This is a genomic window from Alteromonas sp. 5NW40-0090 (assembly GCF_057552975.1).
Window position 1 is genome coordinate 49,640 of record NZ_BAAJLT010000003.1, and the last position, 16,751, is coordinate 66,390.

Annotated in this window: 16 protein-coding genes and 1 tRNA gene; 9 read left to right on the top strand and 8 right to left on the bottom strand. The window is 41.1% G+C overall.

Annotation, left to right across the window (positions count from 1 at the left end; all coding sequences use genetic code 11):
* Positions 1 to 7: 7 nt before the first annotated feature.
* From dapE to AC27KT_RS04315, 4 genes are all read right to left on the bottom strand, one after another.
* Positions 8 to 1,144 (bottom strand): succinyl-diaminopimelate desuccinylase, encoded by a 1,137-nt coding sequence (dapE, locus tag AC27KT_RS04300; protein WP_487127677.1) that lies wholly within the window; start codon positions 1,142 to 1,144, stop codon positions 8 to 10.
* Positions 1,138 to 1,485: an ArsC family reductase gene (locus AC27KT_RS04305; protein ID WP_487127679.1), complete on the bottom strand. Its 348-nt coding sequence runs from the start codon at positions 1,483 to 1,485 to the stop codon at positions 1,138 to 1,140. The genes dapE and AC27KT_RS04305 overlap by 7 nt, the downstream gene beginning before the upstream one ends.
* A 257-nt stretch (positions 1,486 to 1,742) precedes the next feature.
* A complete protein-coding gene (locus tag AC27KT_RS04310; protein WP_487127681.1) occupies positions 1,743 to 2,243 on the bottom strand; it encodes a PTS sugar transporter subunit IIA in 501 nt (166 codons plus the stop codon).
* Between the two features lie 4 nt (positions 2,244 to 2,247).
* On the bottom strand, positions 2,248 to 2,637 hold the full coding sequence (locus AC27KT_RS04315) for an ACT domain-containing protein (RefSeq protein WP_487127683.1): 390 nt from the start codon (positions 2,635 to 2,637) through the stop codon (positions 2,248 to 2,250).
* A 550-nt stretch (positions 2,638 to 3,187) separates the two neighbouring features.
* On the opposite strand from AC27KT_RS04315, the gene AC27KT_RS04320 reads away from it, so the two are divergent.
* Positions 3,188 to 3,553, top strand: coding sequence for a VOC family protein (locus AC27KT_RS04320; RefSeq protein ID WP_487127685.1), 366 nt, complete (start codon positions 3,188 to 3,190; stop codon positions 3,551 to 3,553).
* Positions 3,554 to 3,624: 71 nt separating this feature from the next.
* Here the strand turns inward: AC27KT_RS04320 and hppD are convergent, their stop codons facing one another.
* Both hppD and hmgA read right to left on the bottom strand, forming a co-directional pair.
* A complete protein-coding gene (hppD, locus tag AC27KT_RS04325) occupies positions 3,625 to 4,698 on the bottom strand; it encodes a 4-hydroxyphenylpyruvate dioxygenase (protein ID WP_014978916.1) in 1,074 nt (357 codons plus the stop codon).
* A 292-nt stretch (positions 4,699 to 4,990) separates the two neighbouring features.
* The gene (gene hmgA, locus AC27KT_RS04330) at positions 4,991 to 6,286 is read right to left on the bottom strand and encodes a homogentisate 1,2-dioxygenase (protein ID WP_487127687.1); all 1,296 of its coding nucleotides are present in this window, start codon (positions 6,284 to 6,286) and stop codon (positions 4,991 to 4,993) included.
* A 397-nt stretch (positions 6,287 to 6,683) separates the two neighbouring features.
* On the opposite strand from hmgA, the gene AC27KT_RS04335 reads away from it, so the two are divergent.
* From AC27KT_RS04335 to AC27KT_RS04345, 3 genes are all read left to right on the top strand, one after another.
* Positions 6,684 to 7,112 carry a MarR family winged helix-turn-helix transcriptional regulator gene (locus AC27KT_RS04335; protein WP_487127689.1) on the top strand — a complete coding sequence of 143 codons (429 nt, stop codon included), beginning with the start codon at positions 6,684 to 6,686 and terminating at the stop codon, positions 7,110 to 7,112.
* 206 nt (positions 7,113 to 7,318) lie between these two features.
* Positions 7,319 to 8,395 carry a patatin-like phospholipase family protein gene (locus AC27KT_RS04340; RefSeq protein WP_487127691.1) on the top strand — a complete coding sequence of 359 codons (1,077 nt, stop codon included), beginning with the start codon at positions 7,319 to 7,321 and terminating at the stop codon, positions 8,393 to 8,395.
* Positions 8,396 to 8,553: 158 nt separating this feature from the next.
* Positions 8,554 to 8,630, top strand: a tRNA-Val gene (locus tag AC27KT_RS04345).
* A 241-nt stretch (positions 8,631 to 8,871) separates the two neighbouring features.
* Here the strand turns inward: AC27KT_RS04345 and AC27KT_RS04350 are convergent.
* Both AC27KT_RS04350 and AC27KT_RS04355 read right to left on the bottom strand, forming a co-directional pair.
* The gene (locus AC27KT_RS04350; protein ID WP_487127693.1) at positions 8,872 to 9,261 is read right to left on the bottom strand and encodes a hypothetical protein; all 390 of its coding nucleotides are present in this window, start codon (positions 9,259 to 9,261) and stop codon (positions 8,872 to 8,874) included.
* A 118-nt stretch (positions 9,262 to 9,379) separates the two neighbouring features.
* Complete coding sequence (locus tag AC27KT_RS04355) at positions 9,380 to 9,694, bottom strand: hypothetical protein (RefSeq protein ID WP_487127695.1); 315 nt, start codon at positions 9,692 to 9,694, stop codon at positions 9,380 to 9,382.
* A gap of 311 nt (positions 9,695 to 10,005) precedes the next feature.
* Between AC27KT_RS04355 and AC27KT_RS04360 the strand changes: the two genes are divergently transcribed.
* From AC27KT_RS04360 to AC27KT_RS04380, 5 genes are all read left to right on the top strand, one after another.
* Positions 10,006 to 11,718, top strand: a complete 1,713-nt coding sequence (locus AC27KT_RS04360) for an NAD-binding protein (RefSeq protein ID WP_487127697.1) — start codon at positions 10,006 to 10,008, stop codon at positions 11,716 to 11,718.
* A gap of 5 nt (positions 11,719 to 11,723) precedes the next feature.
* Positions 11,724 to 13,853 (top strand): hypothetical protein, encoded by a 2,130-nt coding sequence (locus tag AC27KT_RS04365; protein ID WP_487127699.1) that lies wholly within the window; start codon positions 11,724 to 11,726, stop codon positions 13,851 to 13,853.
* Between the two features lie 257 nt (positions 13,854 to 14,110).
* Entirely contained in the window at positions 14,111 to 15,718 is a 1,608-nt protein-coding gene (locus AC27KT_RS04370; RefSeq protein ID WP_487127701.1) for a DUF4062 domain-containing protein, read from the top strand.
* Positions 15,715 to 16,221, top strand: a complete 507-nt coding sequence (locus AC27KT_RS04375; RefSeq protein WP_487127703.1) for a GNAT family N-acetyltransferase — start codon at positions 15,715 to 15,717, stop codon at positions 16,219 to 16,221. The genes AC27KT_RS04370 and AC27KT_RS04375 overlap by 4 nt, the downstream gene beginning before the upstream one ends.
* The gene (locus AC27KT_RS04380) at positions 16,211 to 16,744 is read left to right on the top strand and encodes a GNAT family N-acetyltransferase (RefSeq protein WP_487127705.1); all 534 of its coding nucleotides are present in this window, start codon (positions 16,211 to 16,213) and stop codon (positions 16,742 to 16,744) included. Before AC27KT_RS04375 ends, AC27KT_RS04380 begins: the two co-directional genes overlap by 11 nt.
* Positions 16,745 to 16,751 lie beyond the last annotated feature (7 nt).

The following is a 16,751-nucleotide window of genomic DNA, read 5'->3' on the forward strand; positions in this document are numbered from 1 at the left end:
ATAGCGGCTACTTAGCCAACAAGCGTTCTAAAATACCGAAGTACATATCTGCAAGCTGTTCAAGGTCAGACATTTTCACGCACTCGTCAATTTTGTGAATAGTGGCATTCACAGGGCCTAGCTCTATGACTTGTGCACCTGTTGGCGCAATAAAGCGACCATCTGATGTACCGCCAGCAGTAGACAGCACGGTAGGTGTTCCTTTAACCGCCGCTATTGCACCTTGAGTGGCCTCTAATAGTGCACCCGTATCGGTCAAAAAGGGTTGACCGTTAAACGTCCATTTAATCTCGTACTCAAGTTCGTGGGCTTCCAAAATTGCCGTGACTCTTTCAATGAGAATTTGGTCGGTCACTTCCGTTGAAAATCGGAAGTTGAAGCAAACGTGCAGTTCACCCGGGATCACATTGCCCGCACCTGTACCCGCGTGAATGTTTGAAATCTGGAAGCTGGTGGGAGGGAAAAAGTCGTTGCCGTTATCCCAATGAGATTTAGCGAGTTCGTCAAGGGCTGCCATTGCACTGTGTACAGGGTTTTTAGCTAAGTGAGGGTAGGCCACGTGCCCTTGGACGCCTTTTACGATCAAATCACCCGTTAATGAACCTCTACGGCCATTCTTAACAATATCGCCTACTTCGTCAGTTGAAGAGGGCTCGCCAACAATACACCAATCAATTTTCTCATTACGGGCTTCAAGGGTATCAATAACACGAGTGGTACCGTTTATAAACGGGCCTTCTTCGTCGCTAGTAATAAGATAGGCAATGCTTCCCTTATGATCAGGATATTTGTTCACAAACTCGCGGGTGGCTACTAGCATAGCGGCAAGACTGCCTTTCATGTCAGCTGCGCCGCGCCCATGCAGATAGCCGTCAACTTCTGTCGCGGTAAATGGCGGTGTTTGCCATGCTGACTCCGGGCCACTAGGTACCACATCAGTATGGCCTGCGAAACAAAACACCGGGCCTTCTTTACCTCGGCGAGACCAAAGGTTCGTCGTGTCTTCAAATACCATGGTTTCATTATTAAACCCTAAAGCACCTAAAAACTCGCCCATGGCTTCTTGGCAACCCGCATCTTCTGGTGTTACAGAACGGCGGTTTATTAATTGTTTAGCAATTTCAATAACAGAATCGTTTAACAAAATATTTCCTCATACTGCGGTGCTTTAAAACCAATATAAAACGCGTCGTTGTGAAGAAGGATAGGGCGTTTAACCATGGCAGGGTGAAGCTCAAGTAAGGCAAGGGCTTTGTCTTTATCTAGATTCGCTTTCTCTTGCTCTTCTAGCTGGCGAAAGGTTGTGCCGCGTTTGTTGAGCATTGCTTCCCAGCCAAGCTCAGACTCGGCGCGTACAAGAAAGTCGTTATCTATCCCGTCCTTGCGATAATCGTGAAATGTGAAAGCGATATCGTTGTCTGCTAACCATTTTTTTGCTTTTTTAATGGTGTCACAGTTTGGGATCCCATAAAGGATTGTGCTCATGGTGATTTATTCCGTACTACTTTGTTGTTTGTAAATGAAAGGCGCTGGTTAGAACAGCGCCATTATGTGGCGTTGTTTCGAAGAGCTAGAGAAAATAGAAAACCGCAATAGCCCGAAAACAGTGCGCCTGTACATTTTTGTTTTTCAATGTGCTACATCATACAAGCTGTTGATACGTTGATAAACTCACTTGCGATGATTTTTAATAGCAAATCATTCAGGGCTGAAAGCCTGTTTTACAATTAGGTCAACAGGCCTTAGAGGTAAAGTGTCAACAACGTATCTTCGCCCGCTTCGACAAACTTTTGATGCGTAGGCACTACGCCGATAAGCGCATTTGCATTAAGCACCGTCATTGAACAGGTATTGCTAACACCGCGCTGCTTTAGCCATGCAGCATTCACGGTAAAAAGTACTTGTTTAAGTCTTATTTCATCGCCCCGCTTCAAAGAACAGGCGAATTGTGCGCCATGCAAATGACTCGTATCGCCACCATATTTAATTTTGCATTTAAGGCCCGCGCTAGACTGTATGTCGATAGCGTAATCTAGCGGGGAAACGCTCAATACTTTACCAGCGAAAGGCGATAAGACAGTATTTGATGTTGAGCTTATTGCTGCACCAGGACCCATAAGGCCACTTTTGTAATAGGGATCGTCAACGTGTGAGAGTGAAACCACTTGCCCTGAAAACGGGCTTAAAGTTACAAACTGCTTGGTAAAACTGTCTGGTGTGTATTGTAGTTGCTTAGCATTCACGGTATTAGACGTCCTCACTTACCGAATAGCCAGCTTTCTTAAGCGCACTAATGGCATCTTTTAGTTTATTGTCTTTTACTAAAAAGAAGTCAGTGTCGAAGGTTGATACCACAAATATAGCCACTTTTGCTGATGCTAACACTTGGCCAATTTGGGCCATGATCCCTACCATGGACAAGTGCAAAGGCCCTAACAGTTCAAGTGCACGCCAACCTTCATCACTATCTAGTGACGGTATGTCTACTGAGTCAGGCACAACAATAGATAGTTCATCTTCTGTTTTGCCTAAGAAAAAAAGAGGGCTAGTAAGTACAGATGCGGGGATATTGGTTTCAGGATCCAAGCTGTGAATTGTAAACAAAGATCCTCTGACTAAAAGTGTTTGTTTGGGCATGAGAAACCGAAAAAAAGATAACTTCGAAGATATTCACATTAAACCACTAACTGTGATTAAGTGCTACGTGTTATCCACTTAATCTGTGGATAAGTTTGTTGAGTAGTTTGGGGCTTTGTTGTAAGCCTTTGTATTTAAAGGAATAAATAAACTGTACAAACAATGTTCAGTGGATAACATTCTCAATTTAACAAGCATTTTCCACAGGCCATGTCTACAACTAAAATAAAAAATGTTTTGTAATTTTGCAATTTCTTAGCTTGACAACCATAGCTTTTTTCAGAAATTTGCGCATTTCTAAAACCTTAGATTTAAATGATCGAACATACTTCGCTTATTGCTTTTAAACCATGAGTAAATTGAAATGATCTATTAGTTAACAAAATCTCTGTAAGGTATTACTGTTAAACGCTAACGCTTTTGTTATCACGTTTTGCTTATTATGGTGATGGGGCATTGCGCCTATCGTGTGTTTACCTAACTGGGTATGTAAGCATTAACTGGCACTTAACGTGCGCAAATGTCCCAACCAACAACAGAGGGAAAGACAATGTCAGATTCTTCATGGTGCGATATTACGGTAGAAAATGCAGACGAACTTGTCAGCTTTTATGAAGCGGTGATGAGCTGGAAGAAAGAGCCCATTGATATGGGCGGCTACAATGATTATGTGATGATGAAAACCGATGGTACGCCTGTGGGCGGCATTTGTCATAAACAGGGAGTAAATGCGCAGTACCCAAGTGGATGGATTAATTACTTTACCGTAGAAAACCTAGACGCTGCGTTGAAAGAAGTTACCGCAAGAGGTGGAAAGCAGGTGGGAGATATACGTCATCACGGAAAAGACAGCTTCTGTGTGATTATTGATCCAAGTGGTGCTGCGTGCGCGCTCTACGAAAAAGACCAGAGTTAAGCGAAATCTATTAGTCATAAAAAAGCAGCAAGTAATGATACTTGCTGCCTTCGTATTTATTAGTTATCTAACTACTTGTTTAGCACGCCGCGATTCACTTGATCGCGTTCAATCGACTCAAATAGTGCCTTGAAGTTACCTTCGCCGAAACCTTCGTCTTGTTTGCGTTGGATAAATTCAAAGAACACTGGGCCGAAAACGGTTTCAGAAAATATCTGAAGCAGTAGGCGAGGCTCACCATTTTCCGTTGTGCCGTCCAATAGAATACCGCGCTTTTGTAGCTCATCTACGTTTTCGCCATGCCCAGGAAGACGCTCTTCAAGCATGTCGTAGTAGGTATTTGGCGGAGGCGTCATAAACTTCATGCCTTTCGCTTTAAGCTTATCTAAACACGCCACTAGGTCGTCACAAGCGAAAGCGATATGCTGAATACCTTCACCATTGTACTTCATTAAGAACTCTTCAATTTGGCCACCACCGCCAACCGCTTCTTCATTTAGCGGTATACGAATTTTACCGTCTGGCGCCGTCATGGCTTTCGATAATAGACCCGTGTATTCACCTTTAATATCGAAATAGCGAATTTCTCTAAAGTTGAATAGCTTTTCGTAGAACCCTGCCCAGAAATTCATGCGGCCGCGGTACACGTTATGGGTGAGGTGATCGAGCGTATGGAAGCCACATCCTTCAGGATGGCGGTCAACGCCTTCAATCCAGTTGAAGTCGATGTCGTAAATGGTGTTTTCGCCTTCATAACGGTCTATAAGGTAAAGCATTGCACCGCCAATACCTTTAATGGCAGGAAGCTTTAGTTCCATTGGACCGGTGTGGGTGTCCATAGGCTGTGCACCGCGGGCCAGCACTTCTTTATAGGCATGCTGTGAATCTTTAACTCGGAATGCCATACCGCACGCTGATGGGCCGTGTTCTTCGGCATAATAGGCTGCATGGCATTTCTTTTCGTAGTTACTTAATAAATTGATGTCGCCTTGACGCCATAATTCCACGTCTTTTGATTTGTGGCGAGCAACAAGGGTAAAGCCCATAGCTTCAAAAATGGGTTCCAACATGCCCTTTTTCGGCGCAGTGAACTCTAAAAATTCAAACCCGTCTAAACCAATAGGGTTTTCAAACAAATCAGCCATAGGGATACATCCTCAACGTAAATCACATTTTATAATTGTTACCTGATTGTAAGGGCGCAGTGAAAAAGCAAGCAATAGGTGTCGAGTTCAAGGATTTTGGGCATGGAAAGCAGAGCTGTAACGTTTTGTTTTCACCAGTGAATGAGATGCTGTGTTAGGGAAAGCTAACTTTCCCTAACTGTTTGAAAATAAATGCTATTAAGCAAAGGTGATGCTTGTCGGTAGTGTTCAAAAATCAGTACAATTGCTCGTTTAGGTATCAGTACGTGTAACGTTACTAATCCCAGGGCGCTTATTTTTCACCATCATAGTACTTTTTAAGGCCTTTCCAGCACGCCAAATAATCTCGTTGACGAATATCACTGTTTAAAGCGAACTCCGTTGGCGCAATGGCATAGCGAGACTCAAACATAAACGCCAGCGTGTTTTCATAACGCTGCGGTGAAAGCTCGGCATTTGAGGCTTTTTCAAATACTTCAGCTTCTGGCCCATGGGGAGTCATACAGTTGTGAAGGCTCATACCGCCTGGCACAAAACCGTGCTCTTTGGCGTCGTACATTCCCTCAATGAGCCCCATAAACTCACTCATAATGTTTCTGTGGTAGTACGGCGGACGAAAAGTATTTTCAGCAACCATCCACCTTGGAGGGAAAATAACGAAGTCAACGTTCGCCGTACCTTCTAACTCAGATGGTGAGGTAAGCACGGTAAATATCGAAGGGTCTGGGTGGTCAAAACTTACGGTGTTCATAACGTTGAAACGGGATAAGTCATATTTATAAGGGGCAGAGTTACCTACCCAAGCCACCACATCAAAAGGAGAGTGATCGAGCTTTGCTTCGAACAAATTTCCACAGAACTTGTTTACTAAAGTGTGAGGCGTCTCGTTATCTTCAAACCAGGCCGTGGGATAGCAAAAATCACGCTGGTTCGCATAGCCATTCGCGCCGACCGGGCCGCGCTCTGGCAGCACAAAAGGATGACCGTAGTTTTCGCATATATATCCGCGAATTGGCCCATTAATAGGGTTAACCGAAAAACGAACGCCACGAGGAATAACGGCTATTTCGCCTACAGACAGGTTGAGCCTGCCAAACTCGGTGGTGAGCAGCATGTCACCTAGCTGGGGGACAATAAGCATTTCTCCGTCGGATGAGTAGAAAACACGATTTTGCATATTGGCATTGGCACTGTAGCAGTGAATGCCCATACCTACTTGGGCTTTAGCATCACCGTTAGTGGCAATAGTTACGAGCGAGTCTACAAAATCAACGTCTTTCTCTGGTAAGGGAACAGGGTCCCACCTAAGTACATTCGGGGGGCAATGAACATCGGACTCAGGCGCTGTTCTTACTAGGCCATTATCAATTCTTTCAAAGTCGCCCATAGCAATAGAAGGACGTAAACGATAGGTCCAGCTGCGGCGGTTTTCTGCTCGCGGGGCAGTAAATGCGGTACTGCTAAACTGTTCAGCGTAAAGCTTATAATTCACTTTTTGTGGGCTGAACTGGCCTTTAGGAAGGGCACCAGGCAACGCCTCTGTCTCGTGCTCGTTATTAAAACCCGTTAAATACGACAAATTATCCATAAACCCTCCCAAAGGCGGCCATCGATGTGGCTGTACAGATGAATGCTAAATAAAGTAGTTACAAATGAAACTATGTGAATTAGGCTAGAGGTAAATGAAATGTAAATCAATGGCGACGGGCGAGTAGAGGGAATGGAACCAACGTCATTTGGTACGCTAGCTTTACACCTTTTATGTGAGGGCCATTACAAGGTTACACGTATTGCGTGTTTTTTAATGCACGATATTAGCTGTGAAAGTTACGTGGGTAAATGTTGAATGCGTCTGAACGCTCGACCGGTGGTAGCGATACTGTGGTCATAAGTAACGCCTAAGGTAAATGAAAAACAACCATGGCTTTTAAGGCGGTCACAGAAGTAAAAATAGCAAGAGTAATACAGTGATAAGGGCTTAAAAGATGCAGCTAGAAGATATGCTTGCCTACAAGGTAGCCATGCTTGCGAGCGATTTAAGTGAGTCGCTCTCAAAAGAATATGCAGAATATAAACTTACTAAACCAGAGTGGCGAATCTTAGCCACATTAGGCGGCCGAAATGAAAGCACGCCAAAATCACTGCTAACGGCAAAAGAAATTGCTATTGCCACACGACTAGATAAAGTGCAGGTGTCCCGAGCGCTAGAACGGTTGGTGAAACGAGACGCTATTGTTAAGCGAGTGAGCAAGCGAGATAAACGAGCTACATTAATTTCATTGTCAGTTGAAGGAGAACGAATCTATCGGGCTCTGTTGCCAAAAATTGTGGGGTGGCAAAATAAGCGTTTGAAAAATATCACTGAAGATGAGTATCGAATATTTGTAAAAGTGATAGATGCACTTAGGCCTTAAAAATCGGGTGAAGTCGTTGAAAAGTCTGGTCTGAGCAGATATGAGGACATTGCTATAAAGGTTACTTTCGCGCCCTTACCTGATAAATTCCCCCGAAACTAATTAAATGGGGAAGTTATTGGATTTATTAGTCATGTTGCTTCCCCCTAAATATTTAACAAGCGCTTTATACAGAGCTTCTATTTGGCGCATAGCGAGGACATTGAGTGGCACCCTTAGAAATATACGCAGGTAAAAAAGCACGTGAATCCATAATGAAGAACGGGTTTACGCCTGAGTTATTTAGCTATTTTCTGGGGGCATCTGGCGGCCCGAAATGGTTTTCTTTAGCTGGCCTAGACCGCGTACTGTTTCCCGAGTGGTTTGCCAACGTTGAGCATCAAATACATGTAATTGGTTCATCAGCGGGTGCGTTTCGTACCATTTGCGCTGTCCAAAACGATCCCCTAGCAGCCATAAATCGTTTGGCTTCTTCCTATTCAACAACGACCTATAGCAGTGATAAGCCTACGCCTAGAGAAATTACTGAGAAAGCCGAAGACTTACTCAAAGAAATGGTGAATGAAGCAGGTAAACAAGAAGTGTTGTCTAATCCGCGCTTTAAAGCCCACCTTATAGTTGCTAAATGTTTAGGGGCTACCCGTTTTGAGAGTAAATTCAGGCAGCTTTCTGGCTTGGCTATGAGTGCAGCGGCCAATACAATGAGCCGAAGACACCTTTCACGTTTATATACACGCTATGTGTTCTCTACGCCGAATACGGAATTTGCGATAAAAGACCCGTATCAACTGCCTACTCAGTACCACACGTTAACCCACGGAAATATTCATACCGCGCTGCTAGCGTCTGGTTCTATTCCTGTGGTTATTGAGGGCGTACAGCAAATTGAAGGGGCGCCAGAGGGAACGTATCGAGATGGCGGTATTATTGACTACCATTTCGATTTGTCCTTCGGACCAGATGATGGCTTAGTGTTATACCCTCATTTTTATGACAAACCCATTCCAGGGTGGTTCGACAAGGGCTTGAAGGGCAGAGTGCCTCATCGTTCAAGCTACGATAACGTTGTAATGCTTGTGCCTTCGGCATCGTTTGTTGCTAATTTGCCTTATAGCAAAATCCCCGATAGGAAAGATTTTGAAGTACTCGATGCAAAAACGCGCATCAAGTATTGGCAAACAGTATTGAAAGAAACCGACAGGTTGGGTGAATATTTTATGCGTGCTGTTAACGACGGATCCTTAGTGGACGCTATCAAGCCGCTTCCATTTAAAATGATTTAAGTTAATCGCAATTGTCGAAGAAAGTGGCTAATTGCTGTCAAATTAGTCACTTGAATCGTCATTTGATAAGTTTTCCTTGCAGGCAAGGCTCGTGCTAAGTATTATACGCGCCGTTGCTTGGCATTCGCCCACCTATCAGGTGCAACAAAATTCTATATGCGTCTATAGCTCAGTTGGTTAGAGCGCTACCTTGACATGGTAGAGGTCCCCTGTTCGAATCAGGGTAGACGCACCATCTATTTTTCTTCCAAAAGTTTTCTCTAGCGTCATTTTAAAAATATTTGAGTTTCCTAACTCATTGTCAGCATTGAACTAATCGGTTTTGAGCAGTTTTTTCGGAATTTCTGTTTCTTTTCGTTTTTTCTTCTGAAAACAGATGAATACTGTCAGGATGGTCACGAGTGGTCACAATTCGTGACCAAATCTAGATTTCACTTCCTTGTTATTTGCAGTTAAAAAGCCATAGAGATTTCCTGTTACGGCATTTTGTATTTAACAAAGTCACCCAAGAACATTTCCCAATTCTGCTTCGCACAACCACGCATTAAATTGTGCAATGCTGTTTTTTCATGGGGTTTTAGTGAAGTGGCGTTACGAAATAACATGCTGTTTGAAAATATGCCGTAACCGTTTGTCGCGCAGTTAACATTAAACAACGTGACCCCATCAATCGATGCAAATGCAATATATTCATTATCTCCAGTATTTCTGAAGAATAAATGCAGGCGCACTTGATTATCTAAAAGTATGTAGTAGCCATCAGAAGAGAATAAGTCGTCTTTTAACTGTAAATGTGGATGAGCGCACAGAAGTAAAAGGGATTCTGCGGAATTAGACATTTCAGATTCAAAGGCGTATTTCTTCACTTTTACGAGCTTTAAGCAGCCGTTTTTTAATGTTGAGCGATGCATGCCTTTTTCAGCAGAAGCTTCTTTTAAGCTGCCAAATGTTCGCCCTTCTGAATCTGTGACGATTAAGGCATTGCTATGTCGAGTAGGGGGAGTGACTCGGCAAATTAAGCCACTCTCTAATGCGTCTGCGTCTCAACGATAAACGCTTTCCTACGCTACCTGCTTTAATTTTCTCTTGAGCCGCAAATTGTTCTATACGGTCTTGATAGTTCATTGTTGGCAGCTTTCGCTCTACAATTTCAAGCGCTTCATAGATGTTCCATCCGCAGCGGACTCGCTCGAGCACTTTATCGCTATTTAATCTAAAGGCTCTGGCTGCTGCAGACAAGCTATCGTAGACCTGGCCTTGTACTTCAACTTGCTTATTATTAGATACATGAGATGTCATGGAATTACTCCTTTCAGTTAAATTCCATAACAGTGTGTTAATTTTTGAATTTATTTTTAAAGAATATTGAATAGGAGGTTTTGGCTAGCATTCTTCACCTGGGTGCTAGTTTTCCTTCGTATGTAAACAACTGAAGCGATATAAATAGCCTAATGCTAATGAGCAAAAAGATAACCTATTGGCGTGATGATTTAATTGGTTTAGGATTAGACAATATCGTAACAATGGTGATGCGGCACTTTTTGATGTAACGTAAGCAACTAAATTCATTGTTGTTTAATATGATCGTAATCAGGTAAAGGGAGTTTCAATTGAGCGAGCATGTAACACCGAGTTTCTTTTCGCCATATGAAAGATACAGTCTTATAATTGTCGGTGTTTTTGCCTTCATATTGGGAGTTCATGGTTACGACCAATATTTTGAAACCTCTAAACAAAGCGCAACTTTACTTGATTCGATTTATCACGCTATCAACCTTTTTCTCATGCAATTCGCTGCCAAAGACCAGCTACCGTGGTCACTGGAATTAGCGCGCTGGTTGGCACCAGCTACATTAAGCTACACGCTGATAAAAACGATATTAGTACTCGCGAAAAATAGTGTTACTACTATTCAAATTAAAAAGCTCAAAAAGCATTGCGTCATCGTTGGACTAAATAAAGGTAGTTTTGAGCTAGCATGCTCAATGGTAAAGCATGGTATAAAAACTGTTGTTGTTGATTCTAACGAAAATAGTGAATACCTTGGGCTCTTGAATAAGCAGAAAATATATTTTGTTGCAGCCAATCCATCTGACCCTGTTGTTTTAGAAAAGATAAACACAAAGCAAGCAAGTTATTTATTCGCTTCTACCGACTCTGACACAACAAATCTTGAAGTGATACATAACGCCGCATGCCAAAAGCGAATGTCTATTATCAATACTGTGTGCAAGATCAACAATCAGTCACTGGTTAGAGCTCTTTATAATCGGCCATTATTTTCAGTGAATCGCCCGAACTTCAGCACCAAAATTATCAATAGTTACAGAGTAACGGCAAGATGGCTCTTAAATGAATTTGGGCCCGATTGTTTGATAAGTGATATCGCTACAAGATCTCATGTCAATATAGCTATCGTCGGTGACACTCCACTTATCGAATCGTTGGTTCAAAGGTTAGTTGAAATTGGTATTTATGGCGCCAATACGACTTTGCAAATTACAGTATTAGCGATAAATAAAATTGCTGATGAAGGCAACGAGCTGAATACATTTTTGTTAAACGAAGAAAAGTTAGAATATCTGAATATTAAGCAAGTCTATTTAAAAGAGCCAAGCATAGAAGAGTTTAATGAGCATCTCTCTGCAAGTCATTTAAATTGCTCTTATATCTCTATGCACGAATCTGACAAAGCCTTAATGGCCTTACAGAGTTTCCTAGACATGTCTGTGTCTTCTCCCGTTGTGGTGACCGAAACTGAAAATAACGAAACTTTTAGTTGGCTAGCTTCAGAGTTTGCTGACGAAAAAGGAGTTCATTTTGCGAAAACACATACTACCACCAATAGCTTTAGAAATATCTTTGGCGAAGAGCACGATTTGCTTGCAAGAAACATCCACGAACAATATGTCGCTGAACAGACCGCCGCAGGATTTACGATTAAGGACAATTCTTCGCTCGTAAGTTGGGATGACCTACCTGAAACTCTTAAAGATGCAAACCGCAATCAAGCCGATCACATAAGTACGAAATGTAGGCTGGTAACTGGTAAAGCGAATCCTGAACCAGGGGAAATGCAGAGTGCACTTTCTAGAGAAAATGTAGAAATTTTGGCTCAGACCGAACATCTAAGATGGATGGCTGAAAAGTTTCTGAGTGGTTGGCGATTCACAGAAGGTGAAAAAGATGCGGTAAAGCGTTTATCACCTAGCTTGAAACCATGGCATCTACTTGAAGAATCTGAAAAGCAAAAGGATCGAGATGCAATTTTGCATATCCCAGTGATGCTCAAAAAAATGACTTCTAAGAAAGTTGTAAGGTAGTTGCAGTGACCGAAACCCTATGTAGCGAAAGACTTGAGACTTACAGAAAAACGTTAGAATATCCCAAAGTACCTATAGCACTCAGGGTTGGAATAGTAGGTCCAAGGAAATTTACCAAAGCTCAAGAAAGCTATTGCTCTAAGCAACTCGAACAGGTAATCGAGCAAATCGCTTTTGTCCTTCATAACTATGTTTCTTCAAATGAAACAAAAGGAAGTGAAACCGAACGACAATATCACCGGATTGCGAGTGAATTATACGATTGTCGTGAAAACTCCCTTCCCATAATAAGGCTTACTAGTTCACTCGCAGTTGGGGCTGATCGTCTCGGAATGGGTGCTGGTTTCGCTAAAAAACTTCTCAAGATTACTAAGATAGAACATGCTGCAATTTTGCCTTTTTCAAAAAGCCAATATCGAAATGATTTTGAGCATAATAGTAGCACTACCAATCCAGCTTTAACTGAGGCCCAAGAGTTTGACCAACTAATTGATAATGTTGTTAGTCAGTCAGTTCCGCGCTTGGTCGAATTAGACGGTGACTATACGAATGACGATAGCAGAGATGCAGCGTATTTTCGCTGTAGTAAAGTTTTGGTTGAAAATTGTGACTTGATCATCGCAGTTTATGATGGCAATTCTATCTCTAACAAAAATAATAAACATAAGGCCGGCACACGAAGCAGTGTGCAATTGGCACTTGACGCTCGAAAGCCAGTAATTCAAATAGATCCTAGCGGACAACAAAGTTGTCAAATCTTACAATCGACTCGCTTTGGACGTGAAGAAGCAGTAGAAGCCACAAGCCAAACATCAATTAAGACCTTACTCAGCAGACTGGTGCTCTTTACGGATATATTTCGATTAGATGCGGAATATGTCTCGTCGGACGCTTCAAAACGCGAAGATGCGATTCTTCGCAGTGCAGAAGCGTTACAAAAAGGTACAAAATTTCTAGACTTCGACGGAAGGTGTTTACCAGACTATGACTACAGTGGCCCTATCAATGCTAAATTTTCAGCTTTCGATAAACTGAGGGGTTCACATTCCTTTAATTGGTTTAAACAGCTTTTTTTCGATGCAAAGCGTGTTTCCCAAATTAAATCAGAATACATAAAAAATAGCACTTTTAACAAAGTTGAAGAGACTGAAACAACCGTTAGTCCTGATGCTTATTTTTCACATTTTCAGGTCGCGGACTCATTAGCTGTTCGGTATGCTGCAATTCATAGAAGTACATTTTTCCTTATTTACACTCTTGCGGCATTGGCGCTTGTAAGTGCAGCGGTAGGAGCAATTTTTAAAGATTATACGGCAGTTTTGTATACATCCGTAGGGCTCAAAGCTATAGCACTGATAAGTATTTACTTACTATATAGGTACGATGCCCATAATCATCACTTGTGGTTACAAAGTAGGTGTCTCGCAGAAGCTATTAGACCCAATATCTTTTTATCTGCGCTGGGGCGATGTTTTTCATTCTTAGATACAAGAAGTAGTGATGAGTTTATGCATCGTGAAGTACTGGGACATGGTCACTCGGGTGGACAATGGGTCTGTATTCATGCGGAAGCTGTTACCCGATATATAGGCTTTCGGCAGTGTCCGATGGCCGATACTAATTACAGAGAGAGCGCAATCGCGTTTTTACAAAATAAGTGGCTAAAAGGTCAAAGTAATTACCACATTAACAATGCTGCAAAGATGAAGCAGCTAGGAGAAAGGCTTTCTAGTTGGACACATTGGCTCTTTTACTTAACAGCAGTTTTCTTAGTTTTTAAATCAGTATTTATATTTTTATATACGAACGGCAAAGTTCCTGAAACGTCATTTTGGTACTACCCATCTAAGTTAACAACACTTTTAACTATCCTGTTTCCTATACTCGCTTCTTTTTTATTCGCAGTTAGAAATCATGCAGAGTTTGACATATCTTCACAGCGATCATTAACGATGCTGGCGTTTTTTAACAGTATGAAAGAGTATTTTTTACGTCTTCGTTCCGACAAGAATCTAGACATAACAAGGTCAACAGATGCATTGGACGTTGGGCTGTATAAGCTCAGTGATGTTAGTGCAAGAGAAGTTGCTGAATGGCTAGAGATTTATGAAGTTAAGGAGTCGGAGCCGGGGTAATTTGAGCGTAATCTCACAAACAAAGTCATGTATAAATTCCTGTAGATTTTTTAATCGACATTAATTAACGGAAAAGGTACAGAAGCAGACTATGAACAGACATTTCATTTCACGGATTCTTAAGGACAAACTATATCGCCTAGTCTTAAAGAGAAGCGAATAGTTACTTGTGCAGAGGAGGCTTTTGGTTGAACATGGTATAACATCTACAGGGATCATAATGTCAAATGCTTCTTCAGTGACACTGTAGGTACTAGTTGCTGGGTTTATTATCTAATAGCTTGAAAGTCGGTGTCTTTTTTAACTTAGGCGAATTAATTAGGTTGCATGTGAAAGTATATGTTTCATCTACACAAGAAGATTTAAAACAGAGCCGCATTGAGGTCATCGAATGGCTTCGGATGATTGGTTATCATGTATTGTGTATGGAAGATTATGTCTCTGACACGAGGACACCTGTTGAAAAGTGCCTAAGTGACGTAAGAAGCTGCGATCTTTTTATTTTGCTTGTAGGGTGGCGTTATGGGTTCATACCTTCACACAATAATCCAAAGTCACTCTCCATTACAAACTTGGAGTATGAGCAAGCTAGAACTAGTAATAAAAATAGTCTGGTTTTTTTATTTAAAAATACAGCTCACACAAAAACTAATACCAATGATTATGAAAGGGTTTTAGAGTTTAGAGCGGCTCTGGAGCTCGACCATACAGTTGCTTATGTCGATTTTGTCGATTTGATCAAAAAGGTTAGTGCCAGTTTCTTTAATGAAATAAATATTGATAAAGTAAAACCTGGGTCAACTGTTGCAGGCTGGCCTATTCCATTTGATTCAGAGGAAAATAGACAGTGGCTTGAAAAGGTATACCAAGCTGAGATTACGTCCATGCTAAACTCTACAGACGTATTCGCTAAATCCAGCCATGTAAATGAAATTCAACATGTAGTAGAAGACCATTCCTTTAGAACGTTGATAGGTATGGGGAGTACACATTTACTATGTGATTACGAGAAAAATATCAAAGAAAATTTTAGGTTTGGTAAAAATATTCAAGAAGCAATTAAATACTTGAGAAGAAGAAAGTTACATTTTGTTGTTTCTCCCGCACATGCTGGAACACTAGCAATATTCTATTATTTAAGAGATATTCTTAACGCGAATGTTAGTTTCGAATATGAATATGCCCACTCAGTTGAAATAGTAAAAAATGCACTTAATTCTTCTTTTGACTATAAAGTAGATGGGTTTTCGTTAACGATCGCTACTACTGGTCTGTTATTACAGGAAAAGTCAGGTTCGTTTAGCTCATCTTTCATAATGCCTAAAATGACCCACGGAATATTATCTAATGCTAGTAATGTAAAAAAAGAGGCTAATGGTGAATATTTACTTATGATGGACACGCCGTCATCTGAGCTTTTTATCTTTAACGATTTACGTAAAAACAGCAAATTATCAGGCAGTTCCATGGCTAGCGAGGCTAAGCCAGAGGAGGTAACAGCTGCCTTATCATCTAATGACTCGTCGGTGAGAACAATTATTGGTTTTCCTCATTACAGCTTTAATTATAAATTTAATCACAGTATTTTGCTGAACAACCCTAACCAATATGTAAAACCAGTTTTTTTATTTCTAGAAGAATCAATACTTTCAGATAAGATTTTAGTTTCCCACCTCAGTTCCTTGATACGTTACGCGTGGTCTGACATGAATGAAAATATAATTAAACGAAATGAGGTAGTGAAATTGATGATGTCAGATAAAGACTATTTAAAAACATTGACAAGAATCACGGGGATATTGAGAGGTAAAGACCACAACAGTATATTTTCTGAGTTATATAATATAGAAGGGACGGAATTTTGACTGAGGACTTAACGAAAAATCAGGACCTCATACCTCAAGTTTTATCAAAAGCCAAAATTTGCAGGACAGAAGTGTTTGAGATAATTAATCTGAGGCACGAAGCTCTGAGGCGAGGGCATCCAATTGAGGAAGTGCAGTTTGAGGAAGATAAAGATGAACTCTCACGTCACTATGCCGTGTTTTACCAAGATAGTTGTATCGCTTGCGTCTCGTTTATTGATACTCAATGGCAGCAGCAATCTGCTTGGCGCTTGAGAGCTATGGCAGTAGAAGAACAGTATCGTGGAATTGGGGTTGGAAAAGCTCTCTTGAAATTTGCGTTGAAAGATTTGATTGATAACAACCTTTTTAAGACTATATGGTGTTATTCACGTGTTTCATCTGAGTCCTTTTACTCTTCTTTCGGTTTTACTTCGATCGGTGAACACTTTACTTATGGAAATGCAGGAGAGTCGATAGAAATGGTGCTTCAAAAAGTAGCGAGGAGTATATATGAAAATTGATAGACCTAACAAAAATGATGTTAATGAGTGTTTCGAAATCGAGAAATCATTTCAACTTAATAAATTTTCTAATGGAAAAGACGGATTTTTTATTCCTGGCACTTCGGTTGATACCTACTTCGAATTGTATGAAAACGGTTATTTAAGACTTATAAAGGATAATAGTAGCGTAATCGCTTATGTCTTGGTCGTACCGCCAATGCACAAAATATTGGAAAGTCTCTTTCACAGTGAGTCAATGGTGTTGTTTGATGACAAAGATATAGATTTAACAAAAGTATATTGGGTTGCAAAAGTCGCTGTAACCTCTAATTATAAAAGACAAGGCTTAGCAACAATGCTATACGAACGGGTGCTATCGGATTTTGAAGGATACACCCTTTTTACGGCTACCGCCTTCAGTCCGATTAGAAATATAGCGTCTGAAACTTTTCACAGCTCTATTGGTCTGAGAAAAGTAGGTTTATTCTGTTCAGAAAAACAAAAAGAATCAATTGTAAATATAATATGGTCGAGTAGATGAAACGACG